Annotated in this window: 10 protein-coding genes; 7 read left to right on the forward strand and 3 right to left on the reverse strand. The window is 68.0% G+C overall.

All coding sequences use genetic code 11. From position 1 onward, the window contains the following. Positions 1–59: 59 nt before the first annotated feature. The 3 genes from C1926_RS09590 to C1926_RS09600 all read right to left on the reverse strand — a co-directional run bounded on the left by C1926_RS09590 (position 60) and on the right by C1926_RS09600 (position 3,905). Positions 60–353 (reverse strand): LysM peptidoglycan-binding domain-containing protein, encoded by a 294-nt coding sequence (locus C1926_RS09590; protein ID WP_079223824.1) that lies wholly within the window; start codon positions 351–353, stop codon positions 60–62. Positions 354–775: 422 nt separating this feature from the next. Then, complete coding sequence (gene queF / locus C1926_RS09595; protein ID WP_108759034.1) at positions 776–1,594, reverse strand: NADPH-dependent 7-cyano-7-deazaguanine reductase QueF; 819 nt, start codon at positions 1,592–1,594, stop codon at positions 776–778. Between the two features lie 991 nt (positions 1,595–2,585). Then, a complete protein-coding gene (locus tag C1926_RS09600; protein WP_108760665.1) occupies positions 2,586–3,905 on the reverse strand; it encodes a M20 family metallopeptidase in 1,320 nt (439 codons plus the stop codon). Positions 3,906–4,090: 185 nt separating this feature from the next. On the opposite strand from C1926_RS09600, the gene C1926_RS09605 reads away from it, so the two are divergent. The 7 genes from C1926_RS09605 to C1926_RS09635 all read left to right on the forward strand — a co-directional run bounded on the left by C1926_RS09605 (position 4,091) and on the right by C1926_RS09635 (position 19,531). Beyond that, complete coding sequence (locus tag C1926_RS09605; protein WP_079223828.1) at positions 4,091–5,332, forward strand: efflux RND transporter periplasmic adaptor subunit; 1,242 nt, start codon at positions 4,091–4,093, stop codon at positions 5,330–5,332. Between the two features lie 74 nt (positions 5,333–5,406). Further along, the gene (locus C1926_RS09610; RefSeq protein WP_108759035.1) at positions 5,407–8,640 is read left to right on the forward strand and encodes an efflux RND transporter permease subunit; all 3,234 of its coding nucleotides are present in this window, start codon (positions 5,407–5,409) and stop codon (positions 8,638–8,640) included. Between the two features lie 31 nt (positions 8,641–8,671). Continuing rightward, entirely contained in the window at positions 8,672–11,794 is a 3,123-nt protein-coding gene (locus tag C1926_RS09615) for an efflux RND transporter permease subunit (protein WP_079223831.1), read from the forward strand. A gap of 285 nt (positions 11,795–12,079) precedes the next feature. After that, complete coding sequence (locus C1926_RS09620) at positions 12,080–14,137, forward strand: TonB-dependent receptor (RefSeq protein WP_108759036.1); 2,058 nt, start codon at positions 12,080–12,082, stop codon at positions 14,135–14,137. A gap of 126 nt (positions 14,138–14,263) precedes the next feature. After that, positions 14,264–16,444, forward strand: a complete 2,181-nt coding sequence (gene yccS, locus C1926_RS09625; protein ID WP_079223835.1) for a YccS family putative transporter — start codon at positions 14,264–14,266, stop codon at positions 16,442–16,444. Positions 16,445–16,755: 311 nt separating this feature from the next. After that, on the forward strand, positions 16,756–17,550 hold the full coding sequence (locus C1926_RS09630) for an SDR family oxidoreductase (RefSeq protein WP_079223837.1): 795 nt from the start codon (positions 16,756–16,758) through the stop codon (positions 17,548–17,550). Between the two features lie 91 nt (positions 17,551–17,641). Next, the gene (locus tag C1926_RS09635) at positions 17,642–19,531 is read left to right on the forward strand and encodes an MFS transporter (RefSeq protein ID WP_108747522.1); all 1,890 of its coding nucleotides are present in this window, start codon (positions 17,642–17,644) and stop codon (positions 19,529–19,531) included. The last annotated feature ends 30 nt before the right edge of the window (positions 19,532–19,561 follow it).

Raw genomic sequence — 19,561 nt, forward strand, 5'->3', positions numbered from 1 at the left:
TCGGGTGTTCCTCCCAGGGATTGTCGGACGGCCTTCGTGCGCCGCTGGGCGCGGGCCGGTCATTTCGGCGGCAACTTCAGGGTCTGGCCCGGGAAAATCTTGTCCGGGTCGTCGAGGACATCACGGTTGGCCTCGAAGATCTTCTTCCAGGCATTGGCATCGCCCAGGTGCTGCTTGGCGATCTTCGACAGCGAATCGCCCTTCTGCACGGTGTACGTGCCGACACTGACCACATCGGCGGTGCTGTCCACCGATGACGTGACGCCGGAGAAGTCCGCCTTGGGTACCAGCTCGGCGGTACTGTCGACGCTGGCGGTGACGCCGGAGAAATCGGCCTTCTTCTCGGTGCTCATCCACACACTCCCGTCTGCATGACTACGTGGATGGCACGGTGACATGGTGGTTGTTAAATGGGGATGGTGCAGATGTGAAGCCGCCACGGGGGGCGGCTGAACAATCGGGGCCCAGAGCGGCCGGCGCACCCCGTAACCGCCTGCAAACCACGGTAGCGCCGGCCGCTGGCCGGCGGCTTCTGCTCTGGCCGCTGCGCTCGCCGGGCATGGCCCGGCACGACCCGTAACCGCCTGCGAACCACGGTAGCGCCGGCCGCTGGCCGGCGGCTTCTGCTCTGGCCGCTGCGCTCGCCGGGCGTGACCCGGCACCACCCGTAACCGCCTGCAAACCACGGTAGCGCCGGCCGCTGGCCGGCGGCTTCTGTTCTGGCCGCTGCGCTCGCCGGGCGTGGCCCGGCGCTACCCGTAACCGCCTGCGGCGGTTACTGGCGCAGCTCGCGGACGGTCGCGGCCGGGCCGGCGATCCCGTGGCTGGCCCGCCAGGGATTGATGTCCAGGCCGCCACGGCGGGTGTAGCGCGCTTCCACTTCCAGCCACTGCGGCTGGCAGCGCGTGGAGACCTCGCTGAAGATGCGCTCGACGCACTGCTCGTGGAACTCGGCATGCTCGCGGTAGCTGACCAGGTAGCGCAGCAGGCCGGCACGGTCGATCTTCGGGCCGCGGTAACGCAGGCTGACCGTCGCCCAGTCCGGCTGGCCGGTGACCGGGCAGTTGGATTTCAGCAGCGCCGAGACCAGCGTCTCTTCCACCACCTGCCCGCCATCGGCAGCGAGGTAGTCCGCCTGCGGCGGGCCGTAGCAGTCGATCTCCACGTCCAGCCCGTCGATGGACTCGCCCAGCGGCGACTCGACCAGCGGCGGCAGGCCGAACTGCACCTGCACCGGCGCGCCCGCGCAGGCCGACAGATCGGCCACCAGGCGCTCGCGCAGCGCATCGGCGCTTTCCATGCGGGTGCTGTTGAGGGAGTTCAGATAGAGCTTGAACGACTTCGATTCGATCAGGCGCGGCGACGTGCAGGGCACCTGCACGGTAGCCACAGCCACCTGCGGCTTGCCGCGCGGGTCGAGCCAGCTCAGTTCGAAGGCATGCCAGCGGTCGTGGCCGACGAACGGCAGCGCGGCGTCATCGAGACCGATCTCGGTGCGGGCCCCGATGCGGGGGATGGGAAACAGCAGGCCGGGATCGTACTGCGGCGGGTAACTGACCTCGCGACCGAGGCTGGAGTCCTGGGGGGTGTTCATGGGTGCCATTGTATCGCGGCGGGGGCGGGCCTTCGGCCGGGTCGGCCAACGGCGGAGCCCCTCCGTGGTGGGTGCTGAAAGCCTGGGGACTGAGAGTTGGCCGGGTGGGTAGGCCGCGCAGGGGACGCCGTGAACCCCCCTCCGGGGTCCGGCTCAGCCGCTGGCGGCTGTGCGTTCGGGCACTCGCGAAGCAGTGCTTCGCAAGCAAAGCGCCCTCACCCATGGGGGCTTGTGAGCGCCATCCATGGCGCTCGCACCCCTGCGCAACCTACCCACCCGGCCCGGGACAGTTTCCCGCGCCACCCCGGGAAAGATCAGGAAAATCAAAATCAGAAGCCGATTCTTCAGACGTCCATGACGTCTGCCGTGCCGACCAACGGTCGGCACCCACCAAAGCAGAACGCCGTTCCGACAGCTCGCGGAAAACTGTCGAAGGCGGGGTGGGTCCGGTTGAGGGGGTGTGAGCGGCATGGATGCCGCGACCAAGCCCCCATGGATGGGTTTACGGCGTCCCCCTCAACCGGCCCCACCCCGCCTACCCACGGAATGCACGCCTTTGACGTTGACGTTGACGTTGATTCAGCGGGTGCAGGGCTGCAAGCCCTGCCGGAACCCTTACCCCGCCGGGGTAGCAGCACCGTTCCCAGCCAACCCACCCTCCCGGCCACGGACAGTTTCCCGCGCCACCCCGGGAAAGATCAGGAAAATCAAAATCAAAAGCCGATCCTTCAGACGTCCATGACGTCTGCCGTGCCGACCAACGGTCGGCACCCACCATCAGCAGCAGGTTCCAACAGACCGCAGAAAACTGTCGAAGGCGGGGTGGGTCCGGTTGAGGGGGTGTGAGCGGCATGGATGCCGCGACCAAGCCCCCATGGACGGGTTTACGGCGTCCCCCTCAACCGGACCCACCCCGCCTACCCACGGAATGCACGCCTTTGACGTTGACGTTGATTCTGCGGGTGCAGGGCTGCAAGCCCTGCCGGAACCCTTACCCCGCCGGGGTAGCAGCACCGTTCAAGTAATCCAGGCTCACCTGCATCAGCGCGCGGAACCCGACGTCCAACGCCTTCTCATCCAGCAGGAACTTCGGCGAATGGTTCGCCGGCGCCGTCGCGGGGTCGATGCCCACGCTGGTCGAACCGACGAAGAAGAACATGCCCGGCACTTCCTTCGCGTACAGCGAGAAATCCTCCGCGCCCATCTGCAGCGGCGGCTCGTACACGTTGTCCTTGCCCACCACCGCCTGCAGGCTCGGCAGCATCTTCGCGGTCAGCGCCGGGTCGTTCACCGTGGCCGGGTTGCCCTCCGCTTCGTAGATGTCGGTCACCGCCTTGGCACCGTGCGCGGCCGCGGTGTGCTCGGCCACGTTGCGCAGGTCGGCGAAGATCTGCTGGCGCATGCCCTCGTCGAAGGTGCGGATGGTGCCGACCATTTCCACTTCATCCGGAATGATGTTGTAGCGGATGCCGCCGTTGATCGCGCCGAAGGTCAGCACCGCCGGCTGCTTTGACAGGTTGGCGCGGCGGCTGACGATGGTCTGCGCGGTACCGATCAGGTCGGCGGTGGCCACGATCGGGTCCACGCCATTCCACGGTGCCGAACCATGGGTCTGGCGACCGACCACCTTGATGCCGAAACGATCGGACGCGGCCATCAGCGGGCCACCGCGCACGGCGATCTGGCCCGCCTGCACGCTGGAAAACACATGCAGGCCGAATACCGCTTCCGGCTTGAAGTCGGCGAACAGGCCTTCCTTCAGCATCAGCGCCGCACCGCCCTCTTCCGGCGGCGGCGCGCCTTCCTCGGAGGGCTGGAAGATCAGCATCACCTGGCCGGGCAGGTCCTTCTTCATCGCCACCAGCGCCTGCGCCACGCCCAGCAGGGTGGCGGTGTGCGCATCATGGCCGCAGGCATGCATCACGCCCACGGTCTGCCCGCGGTACTGCGCGGTGGCCTTGGATGCGAACGGCAGGCCGGTCTGCTCGGTCACCGGCAGCGCATCCATGTCCGCGCGCAGGGCGATCTTCGGACCCGGCTTGCCGCCTTCGATGATCGCCACCACGCCGTGGTGGGCGATGCCGGTCTTCGGCTTCAGGCCCATCGCACGCAGGCGCTTGGCGACCTCGGCCGAGGTGCGCTCCTCGCGGTTGGACAGTTCCGGGTGCTGGTGGAAATCACGGCGCCACTCCACCACCTGGGCCTGCAGGCGCTGCGCGGCGGCGGTCACCTCCGGGCGCTCGGCCTGCTGGGCGTGGGCAAGGGCTGGCAGGGCCAGCAGCAGGGCGGACAGCAGCAGGGAACGGCGCATCGGGGTCTCCACGGAAGGGGTCTGCACCTGAATGTAGGCCAACACCGCCGCTACGGGAACCTCCTTCGCTGCGCCCGGTCTTAGCGCCCGTCCCATACGTCATGCAGGAAACGTAGCGGGCCACAGGTATGCTTTGCGCATTGCCATCCGGGGTCCGCCCCGACCAGCCCTCTTGGAGTCCTTGAATGTCACGTGTTTGGAAGATCGTGCTGCTGGTCGTGGCAGTGCTGGTGCTGGCGGTGGTGGGCGTGCGCGTCCTCGGTGGCGGCAAGGACAAGGCCGGTGGCCAGGCCGCAGGTGCGCGCCAGGGCGGTGAGGATCCCGATGCCGGCCCGGTGCCGGTGACCGTGGTCGATGCCACGCGCCAGGACGTGCCGGTGTATGCCAGCGCGCTGGGCACGGTGACCGCGATGAACACGGTGACGGTGAGCCCGCAGGTCGGCGGCCAGCTGATGAGCCTCAATTTCCGCGAGGGCCAGGAAGTGAAGCAGGGTGACCTGCTGGCACAGATCGACCCGCGCAGCGCCCAGGCCAGCTACGACCAGGCCGTGGCCGCCAAGCGCCAGAACGAGGCGCTGCTGGCTACCGCGCGCTCCAACTACCAGCGCTCCAACGCGCCGGAGTACCGCCAGTTCGTCGCCAAGACCGATCTGGATACACAGCGAAACCAAGTGTCACAGTACGAAAGCGCCGTGGCCGCCAACGAAGCCAGCGCGCGTGCCGCGCAGGTGCAGCTGCAGTACACCCGCATCACCGCGCCGATCTCGGGCATCGCCGGCATCCGCGCGGTCGACGCCGGCAACGTGGTCAGCGCCGGTACCGCGCTGGTCACCCTCACCCAGATCCATCCGATCCACGTGCTGTTCAACCTGCCCGAGCGCCAGCTCGGCGACGTGCGCCAGGCACAGAACGCCGGTGCCGTGCCGGTGGCCGCGCTGGACCGCGCCGATTCGCACGTGCTGTCCGGTGACGGCAAGCTGGACGTGGTCGACAACCTGATCAGCGCCGACAGCGGCACCTTCAAGGCCCGCGCGATCTTCGACAACACCGACAACGGCCTGTGGCCGGGCCAGTTCGTCAACGTGCGCATGCAGCTGCGCACGATCGGCGGTGGCGTGGTCATTCCCACCCAGGCGGTGCTGCGCGGCCCGGACGGCGAGTACGTCTATGTCGTGCAGGGCGACAACACGGTGAAGATGCAGACCGTGCGCAGCGGCGTGGAAGTGGGCGACAGCCAGGTGCAGATCGCCGAAGGCCTGAAGGGCGGCGAGCGCGTGGTCAGCGAAGGTCAGTTCCGCCTGAAGCCGGGCAGCAAGGTGACCGCGCTGAAGCCGGGCGAGACGCCGGCGGCACCGACCGAGGCCGAACTGAAGGCCGCCGAACAGAAGAGTGGCGGCAGTGGCCGTCGTGGTGGTGGCCCGCGCTGAGCGCAGGCCACCCTTTCCTTTCGCGCCGGCCTCGCAGCCGGCGCTGCCATTGAAGCGCCAGCAAGGATCAGTCCGTGGGCTTTTCGACGATCTTCATCCGCCGTCCCATCGCTACCTCGCTGTTGATGGCGGGCCTGTTGCTGCTGGGCATCCTCGGTTACCGCAAGCTGCCGGTGTCGGCGCTGCCGGAAATCGATGCGCCCAGCCTGGTGGTCACCACTCAGTACCCGGGTGCCAACGCGACCACCATGGCCTCGCTGGTGACCACGCCGCTGGAGCGCCAGTTCGGGCAGATCTCCGGGCTGGAACTGATGACCTCCGATTCCTCGGCAGGGTTGTCGACGATCATCCTGCAGTTCTCGATGGACCGCGACATCGACATCGCCGCACAGGACGTGCAGGCGGCGATCCGCCAGGCCACCCTGCCCTCCTCGCTGCCCTACCAGCCGGTCTACAACCGGGTGAACCCGGCCGATGCGGCCATCGTCACCCTCAAGCTGACCTCGGACACGCGCCCGCTGCGTGACGTCAACAACTACGCCGACTCGATCCTCGCCCAGCGCTTGTCGCAGGTGCAGGGCGTGGGCCTGGTGTCGATCGCCGGCAACGTGCGCCCGGCCGTGCGCATCCAGGTCAACCCGGCGCAGCTGTCGAACATGGGCCTGACCATGGAGGAGCTGCGCAGCGCGCTCACCCAGGCCAACGTCAATGCGCCGAAGGGTTCGTTGAACGGCAAGACCCAGTCCTACAGCATCGGCACCAACGACCAGCTGGCCAGCGCCGCCGAGTACCGCGACACCATCATCAGCTACAAGAACGGCCGCCCGGTGCGGCTGTCCGACGTAGCCGACGTGATCGACGGCGTGGAGAACGACCAGCTGGCCGCCTGGGCCGATGGCAAGCCGGCCGTGCTGCTGGAAGTGCGCCGCCAGCCGGGCGCCAACATCGTGCAGACCGTCGAGCGCATCCGCGCGATCCTGCCGCAGCTGCAGGGCGTGCTGCCGGCCGACGTGCACCTGGAAATCTTCAACGACCGCACCGAGACCATCCGCGCCTCGGTGCACGAAGTGCAGTTCACCCTGATCCTCACCATCGGCCTGGTGGTGGCGGTCATCTTCGTGTTCCTGCGCCGGTTCTGGGCCACCATCATTCCCTCGGTGGCGGTGCCGCTGTCGCTGGCCGGCACCTTCGCGGTGATGGCCTTCACCGGCATGTCGCTGGACAACCTTTCGCTGATGGCGCTGGTGGTGGCCACCGGCTTCGTGGTCGACGATGCGATCGTGATGATCGAGAACATCGTCCGCTACATCGAGCAGGGCAAGAGTGGCAAGGAAGCGGCCGAGATCGGCGCGCGCCAGATCGGCTTCACCGTGCTGTCGCTGACCGTCTCGCTGGTGGCGGTGTTCCTGCCGCTGCTGCTGATGCCCGGCGTCACCGGCCGCCTGTTCCACGAGTTCGCCTGGGTGCTGAGCATCGCCGTCGTGCTGTCGATGCTGATCTCGCTGACGCTGACCCCGATGATGTGCGCCTACCTGCTCAAGCCCGACGCCCTGCCCGAGGGCGAGGACGCGCATGAGCGCGCGGCCGCAGCCGGCAAGCAGAACCTGTGGACGCGCACCGTGGGCCTGTACGAGCGCAGCCTGGACTGGGTGCTGGGCCACCAGCGCCTGACCCTGGCCGTGGCCGGCGCCGCGCTGGTGCTGACCGTGCTGCTGTACGTGCTGATTCCCAAGGGCCTGCTGCCCGAACAGGACACCGGCCTGATCACCGGCGTGGTCCAGGCCGACCAGAACATCGCCTTCCCGCAGATGGAGCAGCGCACCAAGCAGGTGGCCGAAGCACTGCGCCAGGATCCAGACGTGACCGGCGTGTCGGCCTTCATCGGCGCGGGCAGCATGAACCCCACGCTCAACCAGGGCCAGCTGTCGATCGTGCTGAAGGAACGCGGCGAGCGTGACGGCCTGGATGAGATCCTGCCGCGCCTGCAGAAGGCCGTGGCTGGCATTCCCGGCGTGGCGCTGTACCTCAAGCCCGTGCAGGACGTGACCCTGGATACCCGCGTGGCCGCCACTGAGTACCAGTACTCGCTGTCGGACGTGGATTCGGCCACCGTGGCCACCCAGGCCACGCGCCTGACCGAGGCGCTGCGCAAGCGCCCGGAACTGGCCGACGTGGACAACAACCTGTCCAACCAGGGCCGCGCCCTGGAACTGAACATCGACCGCGACAAGGCCAGCGTGCTGGGCGTGCCGATGCAGACCATCGATGACACGCTCTACGATGCGTTCGGCCAGCGCCAGATCTCGACCATCTTCACCGAGCTCAACCAGTACCGCGTCGTGCTGGAAGTCGCGCCCGAGTTCCGCACCAGCACCGCGCTGATGGAACAGCTGGCCGTGGCCTCCAACGGTGCAGGCGCCCTCACCGGCACCAACGCCACCAGCTTCGGCCAGGTCACCTCGTCCAATTCGTCCACCGCCACCGGCATCGGCGCGCAGAACACCGGCATCACCGTCGGTGCGGGCAACATCATCCCGCTGTCGGCGCTGGCCGAAGGCAAGGTCACCAGCGCGCCGCTGGTGGTCAGCCACCAGCAGCAGCTGCCGGCAGTGACGGTGTCCTTCAACATCGCCCCGGGCTATTCGCTGTCCGATGCAGTCAAGGCCATCCAGGAAACCAAGGACAGCCTGGACATGCCGGCCCACCTGCATGCCGAGTTCATCGGCAAGGCGGCCGAATTCACCGGCAGCCAGACCGACGTGGTGTGGCTGCTGCTGGCCTCGCTGGTGGTCATCTACATCGTGCTGGGCGTGCTGTACGAAAGCTACATCCACCCGATCACGATCATCTCCACCCTGCCGCCGGCCGGCGTCGGCGCGCTGCTGGCGCTGATGGTGTGCGGGCTGAGCCTGTCGGTGGATGGCATCGTCGGCATCGTGCTGCTCATCGGCATCGTCAAGAAGAACGGCATCATGATGGTGGACTTCGCCATCGAAGCGCGCCGTGCCGGTGCCAACGCGCACGAAGCGATCCGCCGCGCCTGCCTGCTGCGTTTCCGCCCGATCATGATGACCACCGCTGCGGCCATGCTCGGTGCGCTGCCGCTGGCGCTGGGCACCGGCATCGGTTCGGAGCTGCGCCGCCCGCTGGGCATCGCCATCGTCGGCGGCCTGCTGCTCTCGCAGCTGGTCACCCTGTACACCACGCCGGTGATCTACCTGTACATGGAACGCTTCTCCGAGTGGCTGGCCCGCCGCCGCGAGCAGCGCGCCCTGCGTGACGGCACGCTGCAGGAGCCGCAGGCATGATCCACGCCCCGCTGCTGCGGGGGGCCGCACGATGAACCTGTCCGGCCCCTTCATCCGCCGCCCGATCGGCACTGCCCTGCTGGCCATCGGCTTGTTCATGATCGGCCTGATCTGCTACCTGCGGCTGGGCGTGTCGGCACTGCCGAACATCCAGATCCCGGTGATCTTCGTGCACGCCAGCCAGGCCGGTGCGGATGCGGCGACCATGGCCTCCACGGTGACCGCGCCGCTGGAACGCCACCTCGGCCAGCTGCCGGGCATCGACCGCATGCGCTCGTCGAGCTCGGAAGGCAGCTCGCTGGTCTTCATGATCTTCCAGACCGACCGCGACATCGATTCGGCCGCGCTGGACGTACAGACCGCGATCAACTCGGCACAGGCCGACCTGCCCTCGGGGCTGGGTTCGCCGATGTACCAGAAGGCGAACCCGAACGACGATCCGGTCATCGCCATCGCCCTGACCTCGCAGACGCAGTCGGCCGACGAGCTGTACAACGTCGCCGATTCGCTGCTGGCCCAGCGCATCCGGCAGATCAGCGGCGTGGCCTCGGTGGACATCGCCGGTGCCTCGACGCCGGCCGTGCGCGTGGACGTCAACCTGCGCCTGATGAACGCCCTCGGCCTGACCGCCGACGACCTGCGCAATGCCGTGCGTGCGGCCAACGTGACCTCGCCCACCGGCTTCCTCAGCGACGGCAACACCACCACGGCGATCATCGCCAACGATTCGGTGGCGCGCGCCGCCGATTTCGCCGAGCTGGTGGTCAAGACCCAGGGCGATGGCCGGGTGATCCGCCTGAAGGACATCGCCAACGTCTACGACGGCCAGCAGGATGCCTACCAGGCCGCGTGGTTCAACCACAAGCCGGCCGTGGTGATGTACGTGTTCACCCGTGCCGGCGCCAACATCGTCGAAACCGTGGACCGGGTGAAGGCGCAGATTCCCGCGCTGCGCGACTACCTGCAGCCCGGCACCACCATGACGCCGTACTTCGACCGTACGCCGACCATCCGCTCATCGCTGCATGAAGTGCAGATCACCCTGCTGATCAGCCTGGCCATGGTGGTGCTGACCATGGCGCTGTTCCTGCGCCGGCTGGCGCCCACGCTGATCGCCGCGGTGACCGTGCCGCTGTCGCTGGCCGGTGCCGCGCTGGTGATGTACGCGCTCGGCTTCACCCTCAACAACCTGAGCCTGCTGGCCCTGGTGATCGCGATCGGTTTCGTGGTGGACGATGCCATCGTGGTGATCGAAAACATCATGCGCCACCTCGACGAGGGCATGCCGCGCCTGCAGGCGGCCTTCACCGGCGCGCGCGAGATCGGCTTCACCATCGTCTCCATCACCGCCTCGCTGGTGGCGGTGTTCATCCCGCTGCTGTTTGCCAGCGGCATGATGGGCGCGTTCTTCCGCGAGTTCACCGTCACCCTGGTGGCGGCCATCGTGGTCTCGATGATCGTCTCGCTGACCCTGACCCCGGCGCTGTGCAGCCGCTTCCTGAGCGCGCATGACCACACCGCCGCACCGTCGCGCTTCGGCCGCTGGCTCGATGCCGGGCACGACCGCATGCTGCGCATCTACACGGTGTTCCTGGACTTCTCGCTGCGCCATGCCCTGCTGCTTTCGCTCACCCCGCTGATCCTGATCGGCGTCACCATCTTCCTGTTCGGTGCGGTGAAGAAGGGCGCGTTCCCGCCGCAGGACACCGGCCTGATCTGGGGCCGCGCCAATTCCAGCGCCACCGTATCCTTCGAGGACATGGTGGCCCGCCAGCGCCGCATCACTGACATGCTGATGGCCGACCCGGCGGTGAAGACCGTGGGCGTGCGCCTGGGCAGTGGCCGCCAGGGTTCCAGCGCGCAGTTCAACGTCGAGCTGAAGTCGCGCAAGGAAGGCCGCCGCGAGACCACCGCCCATGCGCTGGCCCGCCTGAGCGCCAAGGCCGACCGCTACCCCGACCTGCAGCTGCGCCTGCGGGCCATCCAGGACCTGCCCAGCAACGATGGCGGCGGCAACAGCCAGGGCGCGCAGTACCGCATCTCGCTGCAGGGCAATGACCTGGCCGCGCTGCAGGAATGGCTGCCCAAGCTGCAGGCAGCGCTGAAGAAGAACCCGAAGCTGCGCGACGTCGGCACCGACGTCGACAACGCCGGCCTGCGCCAGAACATCGAGATCGACCGGGCCAAGGCCGCGCGCCTGGGCATCTCGGTGGGTGCCATCGATGGCGCGCTGTACGGGGCCTTCGGCCAGCGCCAGATCTCCACGATCTATTCGGACATCAACCAGTACAGCGTGGTGGTCAACGCGCTGCCGTCGCAGACCGCCACGCCGGCGGCGCTGGACGAGGTGTACGTGAAGGCGCGCAGCGGCGAGATGGTGCCGATCACCGCGGTGGCCCGCCAGGCACCGGGGCTGGCGCCGTCGCAGATCACCCATGAAAACCAGTACACGACGATGGACCTGAGCTACAACCTCGCACCGGGCGTCAGTGCCGGCGAGGCCAAGGCGATCATCGACGCGACGGTGGCCGGCATGCGCATGCCGGGCGACATCCGCCTGGCCGACGATGCGGGCTTCGGTTTCAATTCCGACCCCAGCGACATGCTGATCCTGGTGATGGCGGCGATCCTGACCGTGTACCTGGTGCTGGGCATGCTGTACGAGAGCCTGATCCACCCGGTGACGATCCTGTCCACCCTGCCGGCGGCCGGCGTGGGCGCGCTGCTGGCGCTGTTCGGCACCAACACCGAACTGTCGGTCATTTCGATGATCGCGCTGGTGCTGCTGATCGGCATCGTCAAGAAGAACGCGATCATGATGATCGACTTCGCCCTGGTGGCGCAGCGCGAGCATGGCCTGGCGCCACGCGAGGCGGCGCGCGAGGCCAGCATCGTGCGCTTCCGCCCGATCATGATGACCACCATGGTGGCGATCCTGGCGGCGGTGCCGCTGGCGATCGGCCTCGGCGAGGGCTCGGAGCTGCGCCGCCCGCTGGGTATCGCGATGATCGGCGGCCTGCTGTTCTCGCAGAGCCTGACGCTGCTGAGCACCCCGGCGCTGTACGTGATCTTCTCGTGCCTGGCCGAACGCTGGCGGGCACGCCGCGCGCGCAAGCGCGAAGCAAAGCTGCTGAAGCGCGCGCAGCGGGCGTGATCGGATCCGCCGGGCATGGCCCGGCGCTACCAGTTCTGGTGGGTGCGGACCGTTGGTCCGCACGCCTCATGCCCCTGGTGGGTGCGGACCGTTGGTCCGCACGCCTCCGGGTTTGACGCGCCGTAACGAAAAGAGAACAATTCGCATCCAGCCACGGTCCTGCGCCGCCTCCCCCAGCGACGCCCCGCTGCCGCTTGCCGGCACGCCTGCGTGATCCCAGCCATCGACCCCTTCCCTTCCGCCACCGCGGACGGTCGCGTGCTGTCCGCCGAGGATCCCCCACCGATGCTGCCCACCCGTTCCCCCCGCCTGGCCGTGCTGGCCATGGCTCTGTCTGCCGCCTGTGCCGCCCACGCCGAAGCCCCGGCCGATACCCGCAGTGCCACCGACCTGGATGCGATCAAGGTCACCGCCGAACGCACCCATACCGAAGCCGGCGCCCTCGGTGACCGCGCCCTGCGCGACACCCCGTTCGCGATCACCGCGGTCGGCCGCGAGCAGATCGAGCAGCGCCAGGTCGTCTCGCTGGGCGAAGTCTTCCTGTTCGACCCGTCGGTCACCACCCAGGTCAGCGCCTACGCCAGCGGCTGGAGCTCGCCGATCCGCAACCGCGGCATCGACCTCAACTTCGACAGCTACCGCGTCAACGGCCTGCAGGTCTCCTCATGGGGCACCGAATGGCCGCTGGAAGTGATGGAGCAGGTGGACCTGCTGAAGGGTCCCGGTGGCTTCCTGTACGGCTTCGGCGCACCCGGCGGCATCGTCAACTACATCACCAAGAAGCCGACCGACACCACCACCTTCAGCGCCCAGCTCGGCTGGCGCGAACAGGGCATCGCCAGCGGCGGCGTGGATGTCGGCGGCCGTTTCGGCAACGAGCAGATGTTCGGCTACCGCTTCAACGCGTACCAGGAAAAAGGCGAGACCTTCAACGGTGGCCATGTCGACCGCAAGGTCGGCGCGCTGTCCCTGGATGCGCGTCTGAGCGATGCGCTCACCTGGACCTTCGACGGCGTGTTCCAGTCGCGCGACCTCAGCGAGGAATCGCCGCAGTACTACTTCATCGGCCTGACCTCGCTGCCGCGCCCGATCGCCGGTGACGTCGACAACAGCGTGCCCGGCACCTACTACGACACCCGCTCCAGCCTGCTGTCGACCGCCCTCAACTGGCAGATCAACAGCGACTGGAAGGCCAGCCTGAGCTACGGCGTCACCACATCGTGGAATGACGTCAACAAGATCTTCGCCTACATCGACGATGTGAACGGCGACTACGACGTGAACGTGTACGAGCTGGGCGGCAAGAGCGAGTGGAAGCTGGCCCAGGCGCTGGTGCAGGGCAGCTTCCGCACCGGCCCGCTGCAGCACCAGCTGGTGGCCGGCGTCAGCCACCAGACCGGGCTGGGCTGGGACCGTCCCTACGAGTGGAGCAACATCGGCCGCGCCAACCTCTACCAGCGTTCGGCCATCCGCCACGACGCGGTGGGCTCGCGCGTACTCAGCCGTGGCGATGAAACCGTGCAGCAGGCGGTCTTCGCCAGCGACACCATCGATGTCGGCGGTGGCTGGTCGGTGCTGGCCGGCTGGCGCTACAACGACTTCGAAACCAAGGGCAGCTACCACACCTACCCGGTCACCCCGACCTACGCGGTGATGTACAAGCCCAGCGATGCGGTGACCCTGTATGCCAGCTACATCGAATCGCTGGAAGCCGGCAGCCGCGTCGGCAACACCTACATCAATGCCGGCGATGTGCTGGACCCGACCATCAGCAAGCAGTACGAGATCGGCGCCAAGGTGGAAGCACCGCGCTGGAATGCGAACGTGGCGGCGTTCCGGCTGGAACGCGGGGCCAACATCGACCTGCTGACCAACGCCGGCAAGTTCCTGGTGCAGGACGGCATCACCCTGTATGAAGGCGTGGAAGCCAGCGCCGACCTGCACCTGAGCGACGCGCTGACCGTCGGCGGCGGCGTGACCTGGCTGGACCCGACCTACGACAAGCTGTCCCCGGCCAGTGCATCGCAGGAAGGCAACCGCACCGCCGGTGCGGCCCGCTGGAGCGGCGTGCTGCACGCCAACTACCAGTTGCCGTGGGTGGACGGGCTGGAAGCCTATGCGGCCGTGCGCTACTACGGCGATGTCTGGTACGACGCCGACAACACCCTGAAGCTGCCCGACTACACCCTGGTCAACGCCGGCGTCGGTTACCGCCTGCTCGCCTCGGGCCACCCGGTCACCCTGCGCGCCAGCGTGGAGAACCTGGGTAACCGCAAATACTGGTCGAACGCGGGTGTCGGCCTGCCACGCACCTTCGCCGTGAGCGTGCGCTGGGAGATGTAACCCAGCTCCCCGCCCGAGGTGGGTGCGGACCGCCCAAGGTGGGTGCGGACCGTTGGTCCGCACATCGCTCCCCCCATTTCACGCGCGCACCGCAATAATGGGGGGCATCCCGCCCCCCGAGCCTGCATGTCCACCCGCGAATCCCGCTTCAGCCGCCTGTGGGCACACGAAAAGGCCAGCTACGGCCTGCGCGTCTTCATCGCCCTGACCACGGCGCTGGGCGTGTGCTGGCACCTGGACGCGCTGCCGGCCCTGCCCGGGGTGTTCCTCGGCATCATCGCCAGCGCCATCGCCGAGACCGATGACAACTGGTGGGGCCGCACCAAGGCGGTGCTGCTGTCGCTGCTGTGCTTCTGCATCGCCGCCGCCTCGGTCATCTGGCTGTTCCCGCTGCCGTGGGTGTTCATCGGCGCGCTGGCGCTGTCCACGTTCTGCCTGACCCTGCTGGGCGCGCTGGGCGAACGCTACGCGTCCATCGCCCAGGCCACGGTGACCCTGGCCATCTACACCATGATCGGCCTGGAGCAGCACGGCGGCGCCGGCGACCTGCCGCGCGCCATGGAGGCGGCCAGCCACCTGCTGATCGGCGCGGTCTGGTACGGCCTGCTGTCGATCCTGTGGACGGCGCTGTTCGCCAACCGCCCCGTGCGCGAACGGGTCGCCCGCCTGTACGTGGAACTGGGCCGCTACCTGCAGCTCAAGGCCACGTTGTTCGAACCAGTGCGCGAAGCCGACCTGCAGCGCCGCCAGCTGGACCTGGCCGAACAGAACCGCCGCGTGGTCGGCGCGCTCAATGAAGCGAAGGCCGCGATCCTGGCCCGCTTCGGCCGCTCCGGCCGGCCCGGCGTCAATTCCGGCCTGTACCTGCGCCTGTACTACATGGCGCAGGATTTCCACGAACGCGCCAGTTCCTCGCACTATCCCTATGGCGCGCTGGTCGATGCGTTCTTCCACAGCGACGTGCTGTACCGCTGCCAGCGACTGCTTGACCTGCAGGGCCAGGCCTGTGCGCGCCTCGGCGAAGCCATCCGCCTGCGCCGCCCGTTCGTGTACGGCGAAAGCAACCAGCAGGCCGGCCGCGACCTGGCCGATGCGCTGGCCTACCTGCGCGACCAGCAGCGCCCGCAGTGGCAGCGCCTGCTCGGTTCGCTGGACCTGCTGGTGCACAACCTGCGCAGCATCGAGCGCCGCCTGCTCGATGCCGAACGTTCCGAAGCCAGCCTGGACAACGTCGACACCCGGCTGCGTGACAGCAATCCACATACCCTGCGCGAGATGGGCGTGCGCATCCGCCAGCAGCTCACGCCGGGCTCGGTGCTGTTCCGCCACGGCCTGCGCATGGCCGTGGCGCTGGTCGCCGGCTTCCTCGCCATCCGCCTGTTCGACGCGCAGCACGGTTCGTGGGTGCTGCTGACCATCGTCTTCGTGTGCCGGCCCAACTTCGGCGCCACCCGCCAGCGCCTGGCCCAGCGCGTGGTCGGCACCCTGGCCGGCCTGGTGCTGACCTGGGCGCTGCTGCAGCTGTTCCCGCAGCTGCATGTGCAGCTGCTGATCGCCCTGCTGTCGGCGCTGCTGTTCTTCTACAACCGCACCGACCGCTACCTGGTGGCCTCGGCGGCGATCACGGTGATGGCGCTGACCTGCTTCAACCTGATCGGCGACGGCTTCGTGCTGATCGTCCCGCGCATGGTCGACACGGTGCTGGGCTGTGCCATCGCCGCTGCCGCTGCGTTCCTGATCCTGCCCGACTGGCAGGGGCGGCAGCTGCACCTGGTGCTGGCACGGGTGCTGGATACCGCCTCGCGCTACCTCGATTCGGTGCTGGGCCAGTACCGCAGCGGCATGCGCGATGACCTGGCCTACCGCATCGCCCGCCGCGACATGCACAACGCCGACGCGGCCCTGTCCACGGCGCTGTCGAACATGCTGCGCGAGCCCGGCCACGTGCGCCGCAACCTCGATGCCGGCTTCCACTTCCTGGCCCTGTCCAACACCCTGCTTGGCCACCTGTCCGCGCTGGGCGCACACCGCGACCAGGTGGACAGCTACGCCGGCGATCCACTGGCCCTGGCCGCTGGTGACCGGGTGCGCAAGGCGCTGCAGCAGCTGGCCACGGCGTTGACCGCGCGGCAGCCGGTCAGCGAGGAGGACAACGATGCCGACCGTGCCGTGGCCGCCGAGCTGGAACAGATCGAAGAAGCGATGCCGCCGAAGCTGCAGTTGATCCGCACGCAGATGGCGCTGGTGCTGCGGCTGCTGCCGAAAGTACGCGCGGCGGCGAACCAGGCGGTCACCACCCTGACCTGATGGAGCGTGCGGACCAACGGTCCGCACCTACCGGGGCGGTTTCCATGCGGACCAACGGTCCGCACCTACCGGGGCGGTTTCGTGCGGACCAACGGTCCGCACCTACCGGGGCGGTTTCGTGCGGACCAACGGTCCGCACCTACCGGGGCGGTTTCGTGCGGACCAACGGTCCGCACCTACCGGGGCGGTTTCCATGCGGACCAACGGTCCGCACCTGCCAATGCCGCACCATTGTGTTGCAGCTGGCGCTGCATGCAGATCACAGCGTCAGGGGGATACTGGCCAATCTCCTCCTTTGCTGGATGTTCCCCATGAAGATCGAACTGGGCGGCCGCACCGCGCTGGTCACCGCATCCACCGCCGGCATCGGTCTGGCCATCGCCGAGGGCCTGGCCGCCGCCGGCGCCACGGTGGTCATCAACGGCCGCAGCGCCGACAGCACCGAGCGCGCCCGCCAGCGCCTGCTGGCCGCCGTGCCCGGCGCCGAGGTGATCGGCGTGGCCGCCGACCTCTCCGATGCGGCCGGCGTGGACACCCTGCTGGCCGGCCTGCCGAAGATCGACATCCTGGTCAACAATGCCGGCATCTTCGGCCCGCAGGATTTCTTCGACACCGACGACGCCACCTGGGAGCGCTACTGGCAGACCAACGTGATGTCCGGCGTGCGCCTGGCCCGCGCCCTGCTGCCGGCCATGGTCGATGCCGGCTGGGGCCGGGTGCTGTTCATTTCCTCCGAATCGGCACGCAACATCCCGGCCGACATGATCCATTACGGGGTCAGCAAGACTGCCCAGCTGTCGTTGTCGCGCGGTCTTGCCAAGCGCGTGGCCGGCAGCGGCGTCACCGTCAACGCGGTGCTGCCCGGCCCGACCTTGTCCGACGGCTTCGCGGCGATGTTCGAGGAAGAACGCGCACGCAGCGGCAAGCCGCTGGAGCAGATCGGCCGTGAATTCGTCATGGCCCACCGCCCGGCGTCGGTGATCCAGCGCGCGGCCACCGTCGAGGAAGTGGCCAACATGGTGGTCTACCTGGCGTCGGCGCAGGCCTCGGCCACGTCCGGCGCTGCCCTGCGCGTGGATGGTGGCGTGGTCGACGATATCGTGTGAGGCGGATCGGGTGTGCGAGGTGTGCGGACCAACGGTCCGCACCCACCAGAGTTGGGCAGGAATGCTAGGCTGCGCCGGTCAAGGAGATTCCATGTCCGGTCACAGCCAGTTCGCCCTGCTCCGCCAGCGCCGCTTCCTGCCGTTCTTCATCGTGCAGGCGCTGGGCGCCTTCAACGACAACGTGTACCGGCAGGCCATCATCGGCCTGTTGTTCTACCTGGGCGTATCGGACGAGCAGCGCTCGCTGTACACCACGCTGGCGCCGGCCATCTTCATCCTGCCGTATTTCCTGTTCTCGGCCCTGGCCGGGCAGATCGCCGACAAACTGGAAAAATCGCGGCTGATCGTGATCACCACCACCATGGAGATCGTGATCATGTCGCTTGCGGCCATCGGGTTCATTACCGAGAACCTGCCGTTCCTGCTGGTGGCGCTGTTCTGCACCGGCATGCAGTCGACCCTCTTCGGCCCGGTGAAGTACTCGGTACTGCCCTCGGTACTGAAACCGGAGGAACTGACCGGTGGCAACGGCCTGGTCGAAATGGGCACCTCGATCTCGATCCTGTCGGGCATGATCATCGGCGGCTCGGTGTTCCTGCTGGCCGGCAGCCATGGTCCGATCGTGGCGGCAACGGCCGTCATCGCGCTGGCGATCTGCGGCAATCTCGCCGCGCGCATGATTCCCCGGGTCGACGCCGGCGACCCCGACCTCAAGATCAACTGGAACCCGCTGCCCGAGTCACTGGTGGTGCTGCGCATGGCGCGACAGCAGAAGGCGGTGCGCAACGCCATCCTCGGCGTGTCCTGGTTCTGGTTCGTCGGCACCGTGCTGACCTCGCAGCTGCCCAACTACGCGCTGGTCAACCTGGGCGGCGAGCCCAAGCTGTACCTGTTCGCGCTGGCGCTGTTCTCGGTGGGCACCGGCGTCGGTTCGCTGCTGTGCGAGAAGCTGTCGGCGCGCACGGTGGAAATCGGCCTGGTGCCGCTGGGTGCGTTCGGCATGACCGCCTTCCTGCTGGACCTGTACTTCGCCCGCACCGGCGAAGCGACCGTGCAGAACCTGGGCGTGCTGGCGTTCCTGCAGCAGCCGGGCAGCGTGCGCATCGTCATCGATCTTGTAGGCATCGGCCTGTTTACCGGTGTGTTCGTGGTGCCACTGTTCGCGCTCATCCAGAGCCGCACGCCGAAGGCGCAGATGTCGCGCGTATTCGCCGCACTCAACATCCAGAATTCCGGTTTCATCGTCGCCGCGGCGCTGCTGTCGCTGGCCGCGCACCAGCTGCTGCACTGGTCCATCCCGCAGCAGTTCCTGGCGCTGGCCATCGCCAATGCCATCGTGGCGATCTACATCTTCACCATCGTCCCCGAATTCCTGATGCGCTTCCTCAGCTGGCTGATGGTGCGCTCGCTGTACCGGCTGCGCCCGCACGGCATCGAGGCCAACGTCCCCGACGAGGGCGCCGCGCTGCTGGTCTGCAACCACGTCAGCTACATGGACGCGCTGATCCTGTCGGCGACGATCCCGCGCCCCGTGCGTTTCGTCATGTACTACAAGATATTCAACATCCCGGTGATGCGCTGGATCTTCCGCACCGCCAAGGCGATTCCCATCGCCGGCGCGCGCGAAGACCCGGCGCTGATGCAGCGCGCGTTCGACGAGATCGATGCGGCCCTGGCCGAGGGCGAGCTGGTCTGCATCTTCCCGGAGGGCGCGCTGACCAAGGACGGCAGCATGGCGCCGTTCAAGTCCGGCGTTGAGAAGATCCTCGAGCGGCGCCCGGTGCCGGTGGTGCCGATGGCCCTGCGTGGCATGTGGTCGAGCATGTGGAGCCGGCGCGACACGCGCCTGGGCCGCATGCGCGTGCCGCGGCGTTTCCGCGCCACCGTGCAGGTGGTGGCCGCTGCAGCCGTGGACGGCCACAGCGCCGATGCGCCCGCGCTGGAGGCGCAGGTGCGCGCCCTGCGCGGCGACCACGCCTGAGCATTTCCGCAGGGAAACCGGCACCCGGAA

Origin of the sequence: Stenotrophomonas sp. ZAC14A_NAIMI4_1 (assembly GCF_003086915.1) — a bacterium.
Taxonomy (GTDB): Bacteria; Pseudomonadota; Gammaproteobacteria; order Xanthomonadales; family Xanthomonadaceae; genus Stenotrophomonas.

Bases quoted from the DNA above. Each gene is read 5' to 3' on its own strand.
- C1926_RS09590 (WP_079223824.1), bottom strand. From the start codon at position 353: ATGAGCACCGAGAAGAAGGCCGATTTCTCCGGCGTCACCGCCAGCGTC.
- queF (WP_108759034.1), bottom strand. From the start codon at position 1,594: ATGAACACCCCCCAGGACTCCAGCCTCGGTCGCGAGGTCAGTTACCCG.
- C1926_RS09600 (WP_108760665.1), bottom strand. From the start codon at position 3,905: ATGCGCCGTTCCCTGCTGCTGTCCGCCCTGCTGCTGGCCCTGCCAGCC.
- C1926_RS09605 (WP_079223828.1), top strand. From the start codon at position 4,091: ATGTCACGTGTTTGGAAGATCGTGCTGCTGGTCGTGGCAGTGCTGGTG.
- C1926_RS09615 (WP_079223831.1), top strand. From the start codon at position 8,672: ATGAACCTGTCCGGCCCCTTCATCCGCCGCCCGATCGGCACTGCCCTG.
- C1926_RS09620 (WP_108759036.1), top strand. From the start codon at position 12,080: ATGCTGCCCACCCGTTCCCCCCGCCTGGCCGTGCTGGCCATGGCTCTG.
- yccS (WP_079223835.1), top strand. From the start codon at position 14,264: ATGTCCACCCGCGAATCCCGCTTCAGCCGCCTGTGGGCACACGAAAAG.
- C1926_RS09630 (WP_079223837.1), top strand. From the start codon at position 16,756: ATGAAGATCGAACTGGGCGGCCGCACCGCGCTGGTCACCGCATCCACC.
- C1926_RS09635 (WP_108747522.1), top strand. From the start codon at position 17,642: ATGTCCGGTCACAGCCAGTTCGCCCTGCTCCGCCAGCGCCGCTTCCTG.